Source organism: Streptomyces sp. NPDC051913, assembly GCF_044593635.1.
In the GTDB taxonomy this organism is placed as follows: domain Bacteria; phylum Actinomycetota; class Actinomycetes; order Streptomycetales; family Streptomycetaceae; genus Streptomyces.
This window is the reverse complement of sequence record NZ_JBIUCI010000003.1, coordinates 454,812-471,099: the sequence shown is the minus strand read 5'-3', so window position 1 is coordinate 471,099 and position 16,288 is coordinate 454,812. Positions and strand designations below refer to the sequence as shown.

The window sequence follows — 16,288 nt, the reverse complement described above, 5'->3', positions numbered from 1 at the left end:
TAACGACGAAGGGGTTCACCTAGACGACGTACGAGGGCCCGCTCCCGGCGATGGAAGCGGGCCCTCGGGAGAGCTGTGCTGATGTGTCCTAGAACGCGGCCTCGTCCAGTTCCATCAGGTCCAGCTCGACGCCCTGGGCGAGCTTGCGCGCACCCGTGACACCCGGCAGGACGTTGGCCGCGAAGAACTTCGCCGCCGCGATCTTGCCCGTGTAGAACGCCTTGTCCTTCGCCGAAGCCGTCTCCAGCTTCTCGGCCGCGACCGCGGCGCCCTTGAGGAGCAGATAGCCGACGACCACGTCACCGGAGGCGAGCAGCAGCCGGGTCGTGTTGAGGCCGACCTTGTAGATGTTCTTGACGTCCTGCTCGGTGGCCGCGAGGTCGGTCAGCATCAGACCGACGATGGCCTCCAGCTCGACGGCGGCCTTGGCGAGGTGCTCACGGGCGGCGGAGAGCTCCTCGCCGCCGGTGCCGAGCGCCAGGAACTTCTTGATGTCCTCGGCGAGGCTGTTCAGGGCGGCGCCCTGGTTGCGGACGATCTTCCGGAAGAAGAAGTCCTGGCCCTGGATCGCGGTCGTGCCCTCGTACAGGGTGTCGATCTTGGCGTCCCGGATGTACTGCTCGATCGGGTACTCCTGGAGGAACCCGGAGCCGCCGAAGGTCTGGAGCGACTGGGCGAGCTGCTCGTAGCCCTTCTCGGAGCCGTAGCCCTTCACGATCGGCAGGAGCAGGTCGTTGAGCGCGTGCTCGGCCTTCGCGTCCTCGCCCGCGGCCTCCTTGACGGCGATCGCGTCCTGGATCGACGCGGTGTACAGCACCAGGGCGCGCATGCCCTCCGCGTACGCCTTCTGCGTCATCAGCGAGCGGCGGACGTCCGGGTGGTGCGTGATGGTGACCTTGGGCGCGGCCTTGTCACCGAAGGCGGCGAGGTCGGAACCCTGGACGCGCTCCTTGGCGTACTCGAGGGCGTTCAGGTAGCCGGTCGACAGCGTCGAGATGGCCTTCGTGCCGACCATCATGCGGGCGAACTCGATGATCCGGAACATCTGGCGGATGCCGTCGTGCTTGTCGCCGATCAGCCAGCCCTTGGCGGGGTGCTGGTCGCCGAAGGTCATCTCGCAGGTGTTGGAGGCCTTGAGGCCCATCTTGTGCTCGACGTTGGTGGCGTAGACGCCGTTGCGCTCGCCCAGCTCGCCGGTCTCGAAGTCGAAGAGGTACTTCGGGACGAGGAAGAGGGACAGCCCCTTGGTGCCCGGGCCGTGGCCCTCGGGACGCGCGAGCACGTAGTGAAGGATGTTCTCCTCCATGTCGTGCTCACCGGAGGTGATGAAGCGCTTGACGCCCTCGATGTGCCAGGAGCCGTCCTCCTGCTGCACGGCCTTGGTGCGACCGGCGCCCACGTCCGAACCGGCGTCCGGCTCGGTGAGCACCATGGTCGAGCCCCAGGTCCGCTCCACGGCGATCTGGGCGATCTTCTTCTGTACGTCGTTGCCCTCGTCGTAGAGGATGCCGGCGAACGCCGGGCCGGAGGAGTACATCCACACGGCCGGGTTGGCGCCGAGGATCAGCTCCGCGAACCCCCAGATCAGCGACGAGGGCGCCGTCGTGCCGCCGATGCCCTCGGGCAGGCCGAGGCGCCAGTACTCGGAGTCCATGAAGGCCTTGTAGCTCTTCTTGAAGGACGCGGGGACCGGCGCGGTGTTGGTCTCAGGGTCGAAGACCGGCGGGTTGCGGTCGGCGTCCGTGAAGGACTCGGCCAGATCGTTCTCCGCGAGGCGCGTCATCTCGTCGAGGATGCTTTTCGCGGTCTCGACGTCCATCTCCTCGAACGGACCCGTGCCGTACACCTTGTCGCGGCCGAGTACCTCGAAGAGGTTGAACTCGATGTCGCGGAGATTCGACTTGTAGTGCCCCATGGCGACGGCTCCCTGGAGAGACGGGCGAGGCACTGGATCCTCGCGCTAGTTCACGTACCGACAAGTAGCTTCGATACGATGATGCTACCCGCCGGTAATAAGCCGCAACCCCGATCCGGCCATCTGTGACGGTTCACACCGCAACGGTGAGGGTGGCCGTGTATCCCGCGTCCACACTGCCCTTCATGGTCGCGAGCTGCCGGTCGTGGCCGTCGCTGAAGATGCTGTCGCTCTCCAGGGACAGGCTGCCGAGGTTGCTCACGCTCGCCTCGTAGCCCTCGGTGGCGTACACCGTGTCGCAGACGCCCTTCGGGAAGGCCAGCTGCGAGGTGCTGGTGATGTCGGTCGCGGCGGTCGCGTCCGCGAGGCTGTCGTAGACCTCGAAGTGGAGGTGCGGCCAGCGGCCCGTGTAGCAGCCCGGGAAGACGCTGGTGAAGGTGACCTGACCCCTCTCGTCGGTCTCCTGCACGCCCCGCAGATAGTTCTCGTCCGTGACCCCCTCCGTATAGAGGGAGTAGCGGCCCTCCCGGTCGCAGTGCCACAGATACACCGCGGCGCCCTTCCTCGGCGTAGCGCAGCCGGAGTCCGCGTCGACGACGGTGAGGGTGACGGTCAACGGGACCCCCTCGGCGGTACCGCCCGCGGAATCGCCGAAACTGCGCCGGAGGTCGCCGCGCACGACACCGCTCTCCTTGAGGACGTTCACCCCGTTCGAACCGTCGCCCGGGTAAGGGCCGGCGGTCTCCTCGGGGATGGCGGCGCACGCGGAGTCGGTGGAACCGTCCTCGGCGGAGCAGCCCACCAGCGGCACCAGACCCGCCCCCGCCATCAGCCGGATCATCCGGCGACGGGCGAGGACGGGGAGGTCGTGGGAGAGTCCCCGGTCGTGCTCATCGGCCTCGTGGCCGTGGTGGTCGCGCATGTCGCAGACGCTATGAGCGCCGACCGTCCAAAGCCACGGCCGACCGCTGTCGAGTCCCTGTCGGTTTCCCGGACACCCGTAGCCGCCCACCGCCCCCGCCCCGCTCGGTACGCTTGCGCCCATGTACGGCTACGACCAGAGCGCGGGTACGCAGCAGCAGTACGCCACGCCACAGCAGCAGATGCCGGGCGGGTACGGCCAGCAGCCGCCGCTGTACCCCGAGCCGTCCCCGCCGTCCCTCGCGGACGCGGTGCGCGCCTTCACCACCGGACAGCTCGCCGCCGAGGACTTCCAGCAGGTCTTCGCCACGTCGAAGGTGTACTGCCCACGCGGCGACAACCCCGGCTTCCTCGCCCTCCACAACACCCAGCAGCCGGTGATCCCGATGTTCACCTCGCTGAAGGAACTGCGCCGGTACGCGGGCAAGGAGTCCAAGTACTTCGTGATCACCGGCGCCGAGGTGATCGACCTCCTGCCGACCGGATACGGCTTCGTCCTCGACATGGAGGGCGAACACCGGATGGTGTTCGACGCCAAGGCGGTCGAACAGATGGTCGAGTTCGCGATGCGGCGGATGTACGGCTGACCGGTGCCCGGCGGCAGGAAAATCCTCACTTGATTGTCACAGCCATGCCATAGAGTTCCCCCTTGGCAGCCGCGCCCCGCACGCCACATCGCGTCCGGGTGCCGCGCGGCGCTCTCATCTCCCGGCGACCCCGGGATTCCTTGTGGGGGTTTCATCACTGTGCGCATGCGCAGCACCTCGACCGCGACGGCACTCGCGGTCCTTCTCGGCTCGGTGGCGCTGACCGCGGGATCGGCCGGTCCGGCCTCGGCCGCCTCGTTCGTCGTGGGCTCGCAGGGCGGCATCGTCGTGGACGACGTGCTCAAGCGGGTCTTCGTCGGTGACGACGCCAACGACCGGATCATCGCCGCCGACTACAACGGCAACCGAGTCGACTCGGTGGAGGGCATCGACGGCGTCTTCGACCTGGCGCTGTCCGAAGACGGCAGCACCCTGTACGCGGCGGCGCGCGTCAGCCACGAGATCGTCGCCCTGGACGCGGCCACCCTCGATGTGAAGGCCCGGTATCCCGTGGCAGCCGGCATCGGACCGGTGTACCTGGAGGTCACGGAGGGCAAGGTCTGGTTCACCTACGGCGAGTACGCCGCAGGGACGGAAAGCAATCTGGGCTCCGTCGACCCGGCCGTCGACCCGGCGAGCGGCACCGACCCGGTAACGCTCGGGCAGCTCCCGCTGGAGAACCACGGCGTCTCCAGCACCGCCCTGCTGGACACCGACCCGTCCCGACCCGGACTGCTGGCCCTGGGCGCGGTCGACTACTGGGACTCCGGCAAGCAGCTGATGGCCGTCCTCGACGTCTCCGGGGACACACCCCGGTTGATCGCCTCGTACGACGGCGCGTCCCCGAAGCCGTCCCCGCACGAGGACATCGACCTGGTGCCGGGCACCTCGCAGGTCCTCGTCGACGGCACCAACCGATACGCCTACGCGGACGGGACGTTCACCACGGCGGGTTCCTACCGGACCGGCCGATGGGCCGACATCGCGCCGAACGGCCTCGTCGCTCAGACCGAACTGCTGGTCTCCGGTGTCTCGGTCTACGCGCCCGGCGCGACCACACCCATCAGGACCTACCCCGTCGACGCCAGCGACTTCGTCTGGAGCCCGGACGCCTCCCGGATCTTCGCGCTGGTATCCACCCCGAGCGGCGGCTACACGCTCAAGGCGCTGACCGACCCGGCCCGCAGTGTGTCGATCCTCGAGGTGAACGCTCCCGCGACGGCCACCCGCGCCAAGCAGCTCACCGTCAAGGGGAGGCTCACGGCATCGGTCCCGTTCGCCGCCGGCACTCAGCTCGCCGTCACCCGCACCGACCTGGAGAGCCCGAACGGCAAGGCGCTGGCGTCCGTCACGGTGAAGTCCGACGGCACCTACTCCTTCACCGACACCCCACCGGCCGGCGGCAAGGTCACCTACAAGGCCACGTACGCAGGCGACGCCGACCACCTGCCGACCACCGCCTCCGACACCGTCGAGGTCTCCCGCGCGTCCACCTCCCTGAGCCTGAACAACAACGGCAAGCTCTACTCGTACGGCACCGACGTGAAGTTCACGGCGCACCTCGGTACGACCTACAAGGGCCGCTCGGTCTCGATCTACGCCGACCCCTTCGGCGGCGACAAGGGCAAGAAGCTGATCAAGGCCGGCACGGTCAACGCCGACGGCAACATCAGCGCCTGGGTCGACATGACCCGGGACACGGCCGTCACCGCGGTCTTCTCGGGCGACGCCCGCTACAAGCCGAAGACGGTCAAGTCCACGGCCTACGCCAAGGTGAAGATCTCCACCGCCGTCTCGAAGCACTACAAGACGGCGAAGATCGGCTCGACGTCGTACTACTGGTTCCACAAGAACACCGACCCGCTGCTCACCACGACGATGACCTACTACCCGGGCCGTGAGCAGCGCTTCGACCTCCAGGTCTACTACCAGGGCTCGTGGTACTCGACGGACTCGGAGTACTTCCCGCTCGGCACGAACGGCAAGTCGGCCGTCTCCCTCGGGGCGCCCGGTGAGTCGGGCATCCGGGCGCGGATGCGTTCGGTGTACGTCAACAGCTCGTCCGGTGACACGGTGAACTCGACGACGTACGGATCCTGGAAGTACCTGTACTTCAGCAACTGACGCGGGGCTGACCCGTGCGGCGGAGCCCGGAGGGAATGCCCTCCGGGCTTCTGCCGTTAGGGGTGGCAGGAAGTTCAATGCTCAACTAAACTGGACGCACCAAGGAGGTACCGACATGCCTGCAGTGACCGTCGAGAACCCGCTGACACTGCCCCGCGTCGCCGCACCGGCAGACGCCGTGGCCCGTCCCGTACTCACCGTCACGACCGCACCGAGCGGCTTCGAGGGCGAGGGCTTTCCGGTGCGCCGTGCGTTCGCCGGGATCAATTACCGGCATCTGGATCCGTTCATCATGATGGATCAGATGGGGGAGGTGGACTACGGTCCCAACGAGCCGCGGGGGACCCCCTGGCACCCGCACCGGGGCTTCGAGACCGTCACGTACATCATCGACGGCACCTTCATCCACCAGGACTCCAACGGCGGTGGCGGCACCATCACCAACGGGGACACCCAGTGGATGACGGCCGGCTCGGGCCTCCTCCACATCGAGAGCCCGCCCGAGTCGCTGGTCATGTCCGGCGGTCTCTTCCACGGTCTCCAGCTCTGGGTGAATCTCCCGGCCAAGGACAAGATGAAGGACCCGCGCTACCAGGACATCCGCGGTGGCCAGGTCCAGCTTCTGACATCACCGGACGGTGGCTCCCTGCTGCGGGTGATCGCGGGCGAACTGGACGGCCACGAAGGCCCTGGCATCACGCACACGCCGATCACGATGATCCACGCGACGCTCGCGCCGGGCGCGGAGATCACGCTGCCGTGGCGTGAGGACTTCAACGCGCTGGCGTACGTCCTGGCCGGTCGCGGCTCGGTCGGCACGGAACGACGCCCCGTCCACCTCGGCCAGACCGCGGTCTTCGGCACGGGTTCGTCCCTGACGGTCCGCGCGGACGAGAAGCAGGACTCGCACACCCCGGACCTCGAGGTCGTCATCCTCGGCGGCCAGCCGATCCGTGAGCCCATGGCCCACTACGGCCCGTTCGTCATGAACACCCGTGAGGAACTCCAGCAGGCGTTCGACGACTTCCAGAAGGGCCGACTGGGGACGATTCCCGCGGTGCATGGAATGTCGGAGGGTGGCCTGTAGGGGCAGGCCGATCCGGCAGGTGTGCAGGGCTCGAAGCCGCAGGCTGATGTGCGGCTTCGAGCCCTTCTGTCCGCTGTTACGGCAGTACGTCGAGGTGGATGCCGCCTGCCCAGGTGACACTGACGCGTGACTCTCGCTCGTCCGCGTGCTGCTGTTGCCGTGCGTGCCAAAGGTTCGCCCGCTCGGCCAAGAGCCGGTCCCGCTCCTCGGTGACCTCCGGGGATTCCTGCTGCTCCTGTGCACGCGCATAGCGCGCCGACGCGTTGGCGAGAACCGTTGCGGCCCCTTCATTGCCTTGAGGAGCCGTGAGCATGGCGAGAATCCGGCGGGCCAGGTACTCCTCGATCCCCTTCGCCCCGATGGTCACCTCTCCCATGTGCTGGTCCGGCTTCGCGGTCCGGCGGCGGCATCGGTAGTGCTTCTTGGCGCCTGTTCCGCCGTGCGTCATGGAGGCGCCGCACTCGCAGTAAAGGAGTTTCATCGCGGACAGGATCCCTGAGGGGCGGCCCTGCCAGCCCTCGCCGCCGGGGTGCCGGTCGGTGAACCACCTCTGAACGCGGTACCACCGTTCAGGACTGACGATCGGCTCGTACGCCGGAATGGGGTTGCCGCTGTCGTCACGGATGATCCGATACTCGGCGATCCTTCTGCTCAGTGTGCCGTCCCGACGCTTGCCATACACGCTTTCACAAGCGAAGCCGGCGATACGCGGGTCGATCAGGATGCGCTTGGTGGTGGCCGCGTCCCAGGGGGCGTCCGCGTGTTGCTGTGCAGTCCTCCTACCGCGTGTCAGGTGCCCTTCGGCTTCGAGCCGGCGGGCGAGTTTCCAGCAGGAGCCGGACTTGTCGCCCCTGGCGACCCACTCCTCGACGATCTCCACCATGCGGCGGACGATCGGTGCCTCGTGCTCCGCATCAGGGGTAAGGACTTTGACGTTGACCGGCCTTCCACCGGCTGACCTGCGCGTCTCGTGGACGAGAGTGAAGCCGAAGGGGGCCTTGCCCGTGTAGCCGCCCAAGCTGGCCTCCAGTGCCTTGGCGGCCCGGATCGCGTTGCTCTTGTTCAGGCTTTCGTCGTGGCTGGCCTGGAGCTTGAACAGCAGTTCCGTGAGGGCGAGTTGGTTGTCGGCGTGGAACTCGCGACGCTCGCCGACGCTGACGACGCGAACCCGGTTCATGAGAAGAGGACGGAGCTCGTCGATCGTCTCCGTGGCGGTTTTGCGACTGAGCCGCGACATGTAGTGCACCACGATCACGTTGATGCGGCCTGCTCGGACATCGCGCAGCAAGCGTTCGTATGCGGGGCGTTTGACGTCCTTGAAGGCGCTCATGCCCAGGTCCTCGTAGACCTCGATGTGCGCTGGTGGAACGTCCCACAGCTCCATGGCCCCGAGGCACTCTGCGCGCTGTGCGGCGGTGCTGGCTTCGCTGCCGGTGGCGCGACGTTCTGACTGGCGCACGTAGATCCCGGCGTGAATCGCCATTCCGGTGACGATTCCTGGCCTGCTGGGAGCGCTCAGGTGTGCGGGAGCGGGCAGGGCGGCATTAGAGTCGCTGATATCCATCAGATCGGTCCGTTCGATCTTGTGGTGAGACCCCGGCGGGTGCTGCGAACACCCGGCCGGGGTTGTTTGTTGTCGCGAACGCTAAGTGATCACTACGGAGTGTCGCAGCCGATTGCGAAAAGTGATCAGCCCTACGGGGTGAGGGCCAGGATGTGTGGTGTCGACTTCGTCCGGGGTCCAGCCCGCCGCTCCGCCGGCCTCGTTCGGCTGAGCCTGCGCGACACCGGAACTGACGTATGGCCAGATGGGAGCATGCAGGAACCGTCAACAGCGCTGCTTCCCGCCCCTGTCCGCCGCATCGCCGCCTGGTGTGCCGTGGCGCTTCTCGTCGCCGGGGTCGGCTACGTCGGGATTCGGCTCTGTGCGGAGTTCAGGACCGCTGTCGTGCCCGTGCTGCTGGCGTTGCTCGGGACCGCGTTGCTCGGGCCGCTTCACCGGTGGCTCATCAAGGTCGGGGTGGGGCGGTCGCCGGCGGCCGGGCTCACCTGTGTGGCGGTTGTCGGGGTTGTCGGTGGGGCCGTGTACATCGTCGTCGCCGCGCTGATCGATACCGGGGATGAGATCGTCGCCTCGTTGAAGGACGCGGCCCAGGGGATCGCGGATCACTTCGGGGCTGCCGGGACCTCGTTGGACGATCTGGCGTCCAACGCCAAGGACCTGCTCGGGAAGTTCGGGGGGACCGCCGCTTCCGGGGTCATCAGTGGGGTCAGTGTGGTGGGGGAGGCCCTTGCCATGGCTGTTCTCGCGCTGTTTCTTGTCTTCTTTTTTCTGCGGGACTCCTATCTGGCCGTCGGTGCGTTGCGGGCGCTGGTGCCCTCCTCGGCCGGTGATCTCGTCGAGGCCATGGCGCGGCGGGCCTTCGAGGCGGTGGAGGGGTTCATGCGAGGGACCACGATCATCGCTCTCATCGACGCCACCTGTATCGGCGTCGGACTGTTGATCCTGGATGTTCCGGGGGCCGTGGGGCTGGGGGCGCTCGTGTTCGTCGGGGCCTACATCCCCTATCTCGGCGCCTTCATCTCGGGAGCTGTCGCCGTCCTCGTCGCGCTGGCTGATCGTGGGTTCGTCATCGCGCTGTGGGCGCTGGGGGTCGTGCTGGCCGTGCAGGTGCTCGAAGGGCATGTGTTGCAACCCGTGATCCAGAGTCGGACCGTGCAGATGCATCCGGCGGCGGTGATGGTCGCCATCACCGCCGGGGCGTCCGTCTCCGGGGTGCTCGGGATGCTGCTCGCCGTGCCGCTCACCGCCGCCGCGTTCGGGATCGCGCACGAGCTGCGGGAGCGTTACGAGGGCGCGGAGGACTCGCCGGTCGCCGACTCGTAGAGCTCGAACCAGATGCTCTTGCCCTCGCCCCGCGGGTCCACTCCCCAGGCGTCCGCGAGGAGTTCGATGAGCATCAGGCCGCGGCCGGAGGAGGCGAGTTCGCCGGGGCGGCGTTTGTGGGGGAGGTCGTCGCTGGTGTCGGTGACCTCGATGCGCAGGCGGCGGGCGCCGGGGCCTGCGCCGTGGATCTCCGCGAGGAGCAGCGCGTCGGCGTCCGTGTGGACGAGGACGTTGGTCAGCATCTCGGAGAGGAGCAGGACCGCGGAGTCGACCTGGTCCGGGGAGGGCCAGTCGTGGAGGAGGTCGCGCAGCTGTTCGCGGGCCACGGCCACGCGTTCCGGTTCCGCCTGGGCCACCGAGAGCATCGTGCGGCGGACCTGGGGCACGGGGACGGTGTCGCCGCAGCCGCAGCCGTCTCCCTCGCGGTGCAGCAGCAGGACCGCTATGTCGTCCTCGCGCCGGTCGGCCAGGGGGCCCGGGGTGTGGTGGGAGGAGGGGCCGTGGACCGCCTGGACCAGGGCGTCGGCGAGTTCTTCCAGGTCGTCGCCCCGGTGGGCTTCGAGGATGGTGCGGACGCGCTGCCAGCCCGTGTCGAGGTCGTGTCCGCCGGTTTCCAGGAGGCCGTCGGTGCAGACCATCATCGTCTCGCCGGGTTCGAGGGTGAGCCGGGTGGTCGGGTAGTCGGCGTCCGGGTCGATGCCGAGGGGGAGGCCGCCGTCGGTGCGGCGGGTCATGACCGTGCCGTCGGCCATGCGGATCGCCGGGTCGGGGTGGCCGGCGCGGGCGATGTCGAGGGCGCCGGTCTTGGGGTCGACCTCGGCGTAGAGGCAGGTCGCGAAGCGCAGGTCGCCGGGGTTCTGGTCGTCGTCGTACGTCATGCCGTGCAGAAAGCGGGAGGCGCGGGAGAGGACAGCGTCGGGGCGGTGGCCCTCGGAGGCGTAGGCGCGCAGGGCGATGCGGAGCTGGCCCATCAGGCCCGCCGCGCGGACGTCGTGGCCCTGGACGTCGCCGATGACGAGGGCCAGGCGGCCGTTCGGGAGCGGGATCATGTCGTACCAGTCGCCGCCGACCTGGAGGCCGCCGCCGGTGGGGACGTAGCGGGCGGCGACGCTCATGCCGGGTATCTCGGGGCCCAGTTTGGGGAGCATGGAGCGTTGGAGGCCGTCGGTGAGCTCGCGGGCGGATTCCGCGGCCTCGGCTCGGGAGAGGGCCTGGGCGAGCATGCGGGCGACGGTGGTCAGGACCGAGCGTTCGTCGGGGGTGAAGGCCACCGGGTAGGCGAAGGCGGCCATCCAGGCGCCCATCGTGCGGCCGGCGACCGTGAGCGGCAGGAACGCCCAGGACTGGCGGCCGAAGTGGGCGGCGAGCGGCCAGGTGACCGGGTAGCGGTCTCGATAGCGTTCGGGGGTGGAGAGGTAGACCGCTCGGCCGGTGCGGACCACTTCCGCCGCCGGGTAGTCCGTCGCCAGGGACATGTGCGTGAAGGGGTCCTCGTCGCCGGGCTGCTGGCCGTGGTGGCCGATGATCTTCAGACGGTCGCCCTCGACGCCGAAGACGGCCAGGCCGTCGGGGGAGAAGCCGGGCATGGAGAGGCCGGCGGCGACGCGCAGGACCTCTTCCGTCGAGCGGGCCTCGGCCAGGGCGCGGCCCGCGTCCAGCAGGAACGCCTCTCGGGAGCGACGCCAGTCGCCGGTGACCGCGGTGCTGCTGCGGGCCGCCGCGGTGGTCGGTGAGGGTTCGGTGACCTCCTGCATCGCGCCGATCAGGACGAAGGCGCGGCGCTCGGGGTCGTAGGACGGCTTGGAACGGCTGCGGACGACCCGGACGACCCGGTTCTGCTCGTCCATGATCCGGATGCGGACCTCGGCGAGGGTGCCCTCGGCGACGGCGAGCTGGATGACCCCGGTGATCTCGTTCCAGTCCACGGGGTGCATCCGGGCGCGTGCCTGGACCTCGGTGAGGGTGGTCGCCTCGGCCCGCAGCCCGAGCAGCCGGGCGGCCTCGGCGTCCACGGTGACCAGGCCCGTCGCGGTGTCCCAGTGCCACAGGCCGGTAGCGAGGGCGGCGAGTACCTCCCCCACGGCGGGCAGGGGCTCACCAGTGCGCATTGCCCCACTGTAAGAAGAGGTGATCGCACCGTGCCACTGATGGCCCATGCATGCATACGACGTAAAGGGTGGAGAGCCGATCTTGGGGTGGCCGGTACCCTTGGGAGGTCCGGGCACCATGGCCCGTTCCTGTCGGGGAGTGACCCTCGGCACACGCCCACACTGTAAGGACGATGAACGACGATGCATCGGTACAGGTCCCACACCTGCGGCGAGCTCCGCTCCTCTGACGTCGGCACCGACGTCCGGCTGAGTGGCTGGCTGCACAATCGGCGCGACCTGGGTGGCATCCTCTTCATCGATCTGCGCGATCACTACGGCATCACGCAGCTGGTCGCCCGCCCGGGCACGGACGCCTACGAGGCCCTGGACAAGGTCTCCAAGGAGTCGACGGTACGGATCGACGGCCGCGTTGTTTCACGTGGAACCGAGAACGTGAACCCGGATCTGCCCACCGGTGAGATCGAGGTCGAGGTGAGCGAGGTCGAGCTGCTCGGCGCCGCCGCCCCGCTGCCGTTCACGATCAACGCCGAGGACGGGGTCAACGAGGAGCGGCGTCTTGAGTACCGCTTCCTGGACCTGCGCCGCGAGCGGATGCACAAGAACATCATGCTGCGGTCGTCGGTGATCGCCTCGATCCGCTCCAAGATGGTGGCTCTCGGGTTCAACGAGATGGCCACGCCGATCCTGTCGGCGACCTCTCCCGAGGGTGCGCGCGACTTCGTCGTGCCGTCCCGTCTGAACCCGGGCAAGTTCTACGCGCTCCCCCAGGCGCCGCAGCAGTTCAAGCAGCTGCTGATGATCTCGGGCTTCGACCGCTACTTCCAGATCGCGCCCTGTTTCCGTGACGAGGACGCGCGTGCGGACCGTTCGCCGGGCGAGTTCTACCAGCTCGACGTCGAGATGAGCTTCGTCGAGCAGGAGGACGTCTTCCAGCCGATCGAGAAGCTCATGACCGAGCTGTTCGAGGAGTTCGGCAACGGGCGTCATGTCACCTCTCCGTTCCCGCGGATCCCGTTCCGTGAGGCGATGCTGAAGTACGGCTCCGACAAGCCGGACCTGCGGGCCCAGCTGGAGCTCGTCGACATCACCGATGTCTTCGAGGGCTCGGAGTTCAAGGCCTTCGCCGGTAAGCACGTGCGTGCGCTGGCCGTGCCGGACGTGTCCGCACAGCCGCGGAAGTTCTTCGACCAGCTCGGTGACTTCGCCGTCTCGCAGGGCGCCAAGGGCCTGGCCTGGGTGCGCGTGGCCGAGGACGGTTCGCTGTCCGGGCCGATCGCCAAGTTCCTCACCGAGGAGAACGTCGCCGAGCTGACCAAGCGCCTGTCGCTGGCCGCCGGGCACGCGGTGTTCTTCGGCGCGGGCGAGTTCGACGAGGTCTCGAAGATCATGGGCGCGGTGCGGGTCGAGGCCGCCAAGCGTGCCGGGCACTTCGAGGAGAACGTCTTCCGGTTCTGCTGGATCGTCGACTTCCCGATGTACGAGAAGGACGAGGACACCGGCGCGATCGACTTCTCGCACAACCCGTTCTCGATGCCGCAGGGTGGTCTTGAGGCCCTGGAGACCCAGGACCCGCTGGACATCCTCGGCTGGCAGTACGACATCGTCTGCAACGGTGTGGAGCTGTCCTCCGGCGCGATCCGGAACCACGAGCCCGAGATCATGCTGAAGGCCTTCGAGATCGCGGGCTACGACCGTGACACGGTCGAGGAGAAGTTCGCGGGCATGCTGCGCGCGTTCCGCTTCGGCGCCCCGCCGCACGGCGGCATCGCCCCGGGCGTCGACCGCATCGTGATGCTGCTGGCGGACGAGCCCAACATCCGCGAGACCATCGCCTTCCCGCTCAACGGCAACGCCCAGGACCTGATGATGGGCGCGCCGACGGAGCTGGAGGAGGCGCGGCTGAAGGAGCTGCACCTGTCGGTGCGCAAGCCGCAGCCGAAGTAAGGCGCAGCCCAAGTAAGGCAGTTGGGGTAGGAGGGCTCGAAACCGGCGTCGGTTTCGAGCCCTTTCCCTTGCGCACCACGATTCACAGCTCATTCCGATGTTCTCTCAGGTTTTCCCGGCTCTAGCGTCCCGTGGCATGACGGGACATCAGAAAGCCGATGAAACAGGCCAGTTGAGGCGTCGTACGGTCCTGGCGGCCGGCGGTGCCACGGTGACCGCGGTGGGGGTGGGCGGCGCCTTCGCCGTCAACGCGTCCGCGGGTGAGGAGCGGGTGGCGGCCGAGGCCTGCTACAAGCTCACCTCGGAGACCACCGAGGGGCCGTACTACATCGACGCGGACAAGATCCGCCGGGACGTCACCGAGGACCGGGAGGGCATCCCGCTGCTCCTCGCCCTCAAAGTGATCGACAACGAGACCTGCCGACCGGTCCGCGACGCGGCCGTGGACATCTGGCACTGCGACGCGGTGGGCGTGTACTCCGGGTACGAGGGGATGGGCAACGGGGGTGGCGGGGGTGGACCGGCGCCGACCGACTCGCCGACCGGCACTCCCACGGACGTCCCCACCGGCCCTCCCCCGGGCGGTGGCGGCGGCCATCAGGAGCCCACCGACGACACCCGCTATCTGCGCGGCACCTGGCGGACGGACAAGCACGGACACGTCACCTTCAAGACCGTCTTCCCGGGCTGGTACCGAGGCCGTACGGTGCACATCCACGTCAAGGTGCATGTCAACGGCGAGTGGACGGACGCCGGGTACGAGGGCGGCAACACCTGCCACACCGGCCAGTTCTTCTTCGACGAGGAGTCGGTGCTCGCCTCGGCGGCCGTGGAGCCGTACGCCTCCAACGCCGCCGAACGCACCACGCTCGACGAGGACACGATCTACGACGGCACCGGCACCGCGGGCGGTCTGCTGAAGCTGCGCTATCGCAAGGACCACATCGCCAAGGGCGTGCGCGGCTCGATCACGGTCGGTGTGGATCCCGAGGCGACCAACGACGGTTCGTGAGTTCCTGTGGGAGGGTCACAGCTCTCACCAGTGGCCCTCCCAGCTTTCTTACCTACGTTCGTCGCCCATGACGGGAAACCTGCAGAGCAACGAACCGAAGCACAAAAAGGATCTGACGCGCCGCAAGGTGGTCGTGGCGGGGGCGGGTGCCGCCGTGGCCGTGGGCGCGGGCGCGACCCTCGTATCAGGCGCCTTCGCGGACGACGCGACGGGCACCACCGCCTCCGCGAGCAGCAGTTCCAGTGCGGAGGCCTGCTACAAGCTCACCTCGGAGACCACCGAGGGGCCGTACTACATCGACGCCGACAAGCTTCGCCGGGACATCACCGAGGACAAGGAGGGCATCCCGCTCGTCCTGGACCTCAAGGTGATCGACGCCGAGACCTGCAAGCCGATCGCGAACGCCGCCGTCGACATCTGGCACTGCGACGCGCTGGGCATCTACTCCGGGTACGAGAGCATGTCCACGGGCGGTGGCGGCATCCCCAGCGGCGCCCCCACCGACGCCCCCACCGACGGTGCCACGCCCACCGGTGAGCCGCCGTCCGGGGCGCCCTCCGGCGGCACCGGTGGCTCCATCCACCAGGAGCCCACCGACGACGAGCGCTATCTGCGGGGCACCTGGAAGACGGACAAGCACGGCAAGGTCACCTTCAGGACCATCTTCCCGGGCTGGTACCAGGGCCGCTGTGTGCACATCCACACCAAGGTGCATGTCAACGGCGAGTGGACGGACGCCGGGTACGAGGGCGGCAACACCTGCCACACCGGCCAGTTCTTCTTCTCCGAGGAGTCCGTGCTCGCCTCCGCCGAGGTCGAGCCGTACTCCACCAGCACCACCACCCGCACCACGCTCACCGAGGACACCATCTACGACCAGAGCGGCACCACGGGCGGTCTCCTCAAGCTGAAGTACAACAAGAAGAACATCGCGGGGGGCGTCGTCGGATCGATCACGATGGGCGTCGACCCGGACGCGGAGAACGACAACACCACGATGTGACACGGGGCATGAGCGAGGGCGCCCGGGACGGTCAGGTCCCGGGCGCCCTTCGTCGTACGCGGCAGGCCTACAGGCCCAGCGCCAGGTACGTCGCGTCCAGCTCCGCCACGTCCAGGCCCGCCGCCTCACGGACCAGGCGGATCGCGCGGTAGATCTGGTTGATGTGGGCGATGTCGTGGCCGACGACCTTCTTGATCATGACCTCCATGGTCTCGCCGCCCTGCTCACCGTGGTGGCCGGTGCGCTGCCAGTCCTCGGGGGTGAGGGCCGCGAGGAGGGCCACGTTGGAGGCGCGCAGGCCGGTCCAGGCGTCGAGCATCTGACGGAACGGGAGGCGGGGCAGCGGGGCCCACTTCTCCTCGTCGTAGCCGGGGTAGACCGGGGCGTCCTCGGTGGCGACCAGGCGCCAGCGGAAGCCGTAGACGATGTCGACGTCGAAGAGGTGCCCGACGGTGAACGCGGCCGGCCACTCCCCCTCCTCCGGGACCGTCTCGGCGAGCTCGGTCGGCAGGTCGGCGAAGAGCCGGGCGGCCCATACCGGGGTCTTGGCGAGGACATCGAACGGGTCGCGCTCGGCGGCGACTTCGAGGAGCGCGGTGACGTAGGCGGCCGGTTCCTTGGTGGCGGAGGGGATGTCGATGCGGGGGACTTCGGTGCTGGTGATGGTCATTGAGGTCTCTCAGGTGTGAAGTGGCGG

Annotated in this window: 12 protein-coding genes; 7 read left to right on the top strand and 5 right to left on the bottom strand. The window is 68.3% G+C overall.

Annotation, left to right across the window (positions count from 1 at the left end):
- Positions 1 to 88: 88 nt before the first annotated feature.
- Positions 89 to 1,915, bottom strand: a complete 1,827-nt coding sequence (locus tag ACIHIX_RS11170; protein ID WP_399953076.1) for an acyl-CoA dehydrogenase — start codon at positions 1,913 to 1,915, stop codon at positions 89 to 91.
- Positions 1,916 to 2,048: 133 nt separating this feature from the next.
- On the bottom strand, positions 2,049 to 2,837 hold the full coding sequence (locus ACIHIX_RS11165; protein WP_399953073.1) for an intradiol ring-cleavage dioxygenase: 789 nt from the start codon (positions 2,835 to 2,837) through the stop codon (positions 2,049 to 2,051).
- Between the two features lie 121 nt (positions 2,838 to 2,958).
- Between ACIHIX_RS11165 and ACIHIX_RS11160 the strand changes: the two genes are divergently transcribed.
- From ACIHIX_RS11160 to ACIHIX_RS11150, 3 genes are all read left to right on the top strand, one after another.
- A complete protein-coding gene (locus ACIHIX_RS11160) occupies positions 2,959 to 3,423 on the top strand; it encodes an SseB family protein (RefSeq protein ID WP_059194285.1) in 465 nt (154 codons plus the stop codon).
- Positions 3,424 to 3,588: 165 nt separating this feature from the next.
- Positions 3,589 to 5,547, top strand: a complete 1,959-nt coding sequence (locus tag ACIHIX_RS11155) for a YncE family protein (protein ID WP_399953070.1) — start codon at positions 3,589 to 3,591, stop codon at positions 5,545 to 5,547.
- A 115-nt stretch (positions 5,548 to 5,662) separates the two neighbouring features.
- A complete protein-coding gene (locus ACIHIX_RS11150; protein ID WP_399953068.1) occupies positions 5,663 to 6,634 on the top strand; it encodes a pirin family protein in 972 nt (323 codons plus the stop codon).
- Positions 6,635 to 6,710: 76 nt separating this feature from the next.
- Here the strand turns inward: ACIHIX_RS11150 and ACIHIX_RS11145 are convergent, their stop codons facing one another.
- Positions 6,711 to 8,198 (bottom strand): recombinase family protein, encoded by a 1,488-nt coding sequence (locus ACIHIX_RS11145; RefSeq protein ID WP_399953065.1) that lies wholly within the window; start codon positions 8,196 to 8,198, stop codon positions 6,711 to 6,713.
- 252 nt (positions 8,199 to 8,450) lie between these two features.
- On the opposite strand from ACIHIX_RS11145, the gene ACIHIX_RS11140 reads away from it, so the two are divergent.
- Entirely contained in the window at positions 8,451 to 9,521 is a 1,071-nt protein-coding gene (locus tag ACIHIX_RS11140) for an AI-2E family transporter (RefSeq protein ID WP_399953062.1), read from the top strand.
- Here ACIHIX_RS11140 and ACIHIX_RS11135 read toward each other — a convergent pair.
- Positions 9,482 to 11,629 (bottom strand): SpoIIE family protein phosphatase, encoded by a 2,148-nt coding sequence (locus ACIHIX_RS11135; protein WP_399953059.1) that lies wholly within the window; start codon positions 11,627 to 11,629, stop codon positions 9,482 to 9,484. The genes ACIHIX_RS11140 and ACIHIX_RS11135 overlap by 40 nt on opposite strands.
- Before the next feature lie 183 nt (positions 11,630 to 11,812).
- On the opposite strand from ACIHIX_RS11135, the gene aspS reads away from it, so the two are divergent.
- The 3 genes from aspS to ACIHIX_RS11120 all read left to right on the top strand — a co-directional run bounded on the left by aspS (position 11,813) and on the right by ACIHIX_RS11120 (position 15,591).
- Entirely contained in the window at positions 11,813 to 13,576 is a 1,764-nt protein-coding gene (gene aspS, locus ACIHIX_RS11130; protein WP_399953056.1) for an aspartate--tRNA ligase, read from the top strand.
- A 136-nt stretch (positions 13,577 to 13,712) separates the two neighbouring features.
- Positions 13,713 to 14,588, top strand: a complete 876-nt coding sequence (locus ACIHIX_RS11125) for an intradiol ring-cleavage dioxygenase (RefSeq protein WP_399953053.1) — start codon at positions 13,713 to 13,715, stop codon at positions 14,586 to 14,588.
- A 67-nt stretch (positions 14,589 to 14,655) separates the two neighbouring features.
- Complete coding sequence (locus ACIHIX_RS11120; protein ID WP_399953050.1) at positions 14,656 to 15,591, top strand: intradiol ring-cleavage dioxygenase; 936 nt, start codon at positions 14,656 to 14,658, stop codon at positions 15,589 to 15,591.
- A gap of 67 nt (positions 15,592 to 15,658) precedes the next feature.
- Here the strand turns inward: ACIHIX_RS11120 and ACIHIX_RS11115 are convergent, their stop codons facing one another.
- Complete coding sequence (locus tag ACIHIX_RS11115; protein ID WP_399953047.1) at positions 15,659 to 16,261, bottom strand: DinB family protein; 603 nt, start codon at positions 16,259 to 16,261, stop codon at positions 15,659 to 15,661.
- Positions 16,262 to 16,288 lie beyond the last annotated feature (27 nt).

Coding starts and splice junctions, on each gene's coding strand:
- aspS (WP_399953056.1), top strand. CDS start 11,813: ATGCATCGGTACAGGTCCCACACCTGCGGCGAGCTCCGCTCCTCTGAC.
- ACIHIX_RS11160 (WP_059194285.1), top strand. CDS start 2,959: ATGTACGGCTACGACCAGAGCGCGGGTACGCAGCAGCAGTACGCCACG.
- ACIHIX_RS11165 (WP_399953073.1), bottom strand. CDS start 2,837: ATGCGCGACCACCACGGCCACGAGGCCGATGAGCACGACCGGGGACTC.
- ACIHIX_RS11170 (WP_399953076.1), bottom strand. CDS start 1,915: ATGGGGCACTACAAGTCGAATCTCCGCGACATCGAGTTCAACCTCTTC.
- ACIHIX_RS11120 (WP_399953050.1), top strand. CDS start 14,656: ATGACGGGAAACCTGCAGAGCAACGAACCGAAGCACAAAAAGGATCTG.
- ACIHIX_RS11150 (WP_399953068.1), top strand. CDS start 5,663: ATGCCTGCAGTGACCGTCGAGAACCCGCTGACACTGCCCCGCGTCGCC.
- ACIHIX_RS11155 (WP_399953070.1), top strand. CDS start 3,589: ATGCGCAGCACCTCGACCGCGACGGCACTCGCGGTCCTTCTCGGCTCG.
- ACIHIX_RS11145 (WP_399953065.1), bottom strand. CDS start 8,198: ATGGATATCAGCGACTCTAATGCCGCCCTGCCCGCTCCCGCACACCTG.
- ACIHIX_RS11115 (WP_399953047.1), bottom strand. CDS start 16,261: ATGACCATCACCAGCACCGAAGTCCCCCGCATCGACATCCCCTCCGCC.
- ACIHIX_RS11140 (WP_399953062.1), top strand. CDS start 8,451: ATGCAGGAACCGTCAACAGCGCTGCTTCCCGCCCCTGTCCGCCGCATC.
- ACIHIX_RS11125 (WP_399953053.1), top strand. CDS start 13,713: ATGACGGGACATCAGAAAGCCGATGAAACAGGCCAGTTGAGGCGTCGT.
- ACIHIX_RS11135 (WP_399953059.1), bottom strand. CDS start 11,629: ATGCGCACTGGTGAGCCCCTGCCCGCCGTGGGGGAGGTACTCGCCGCC.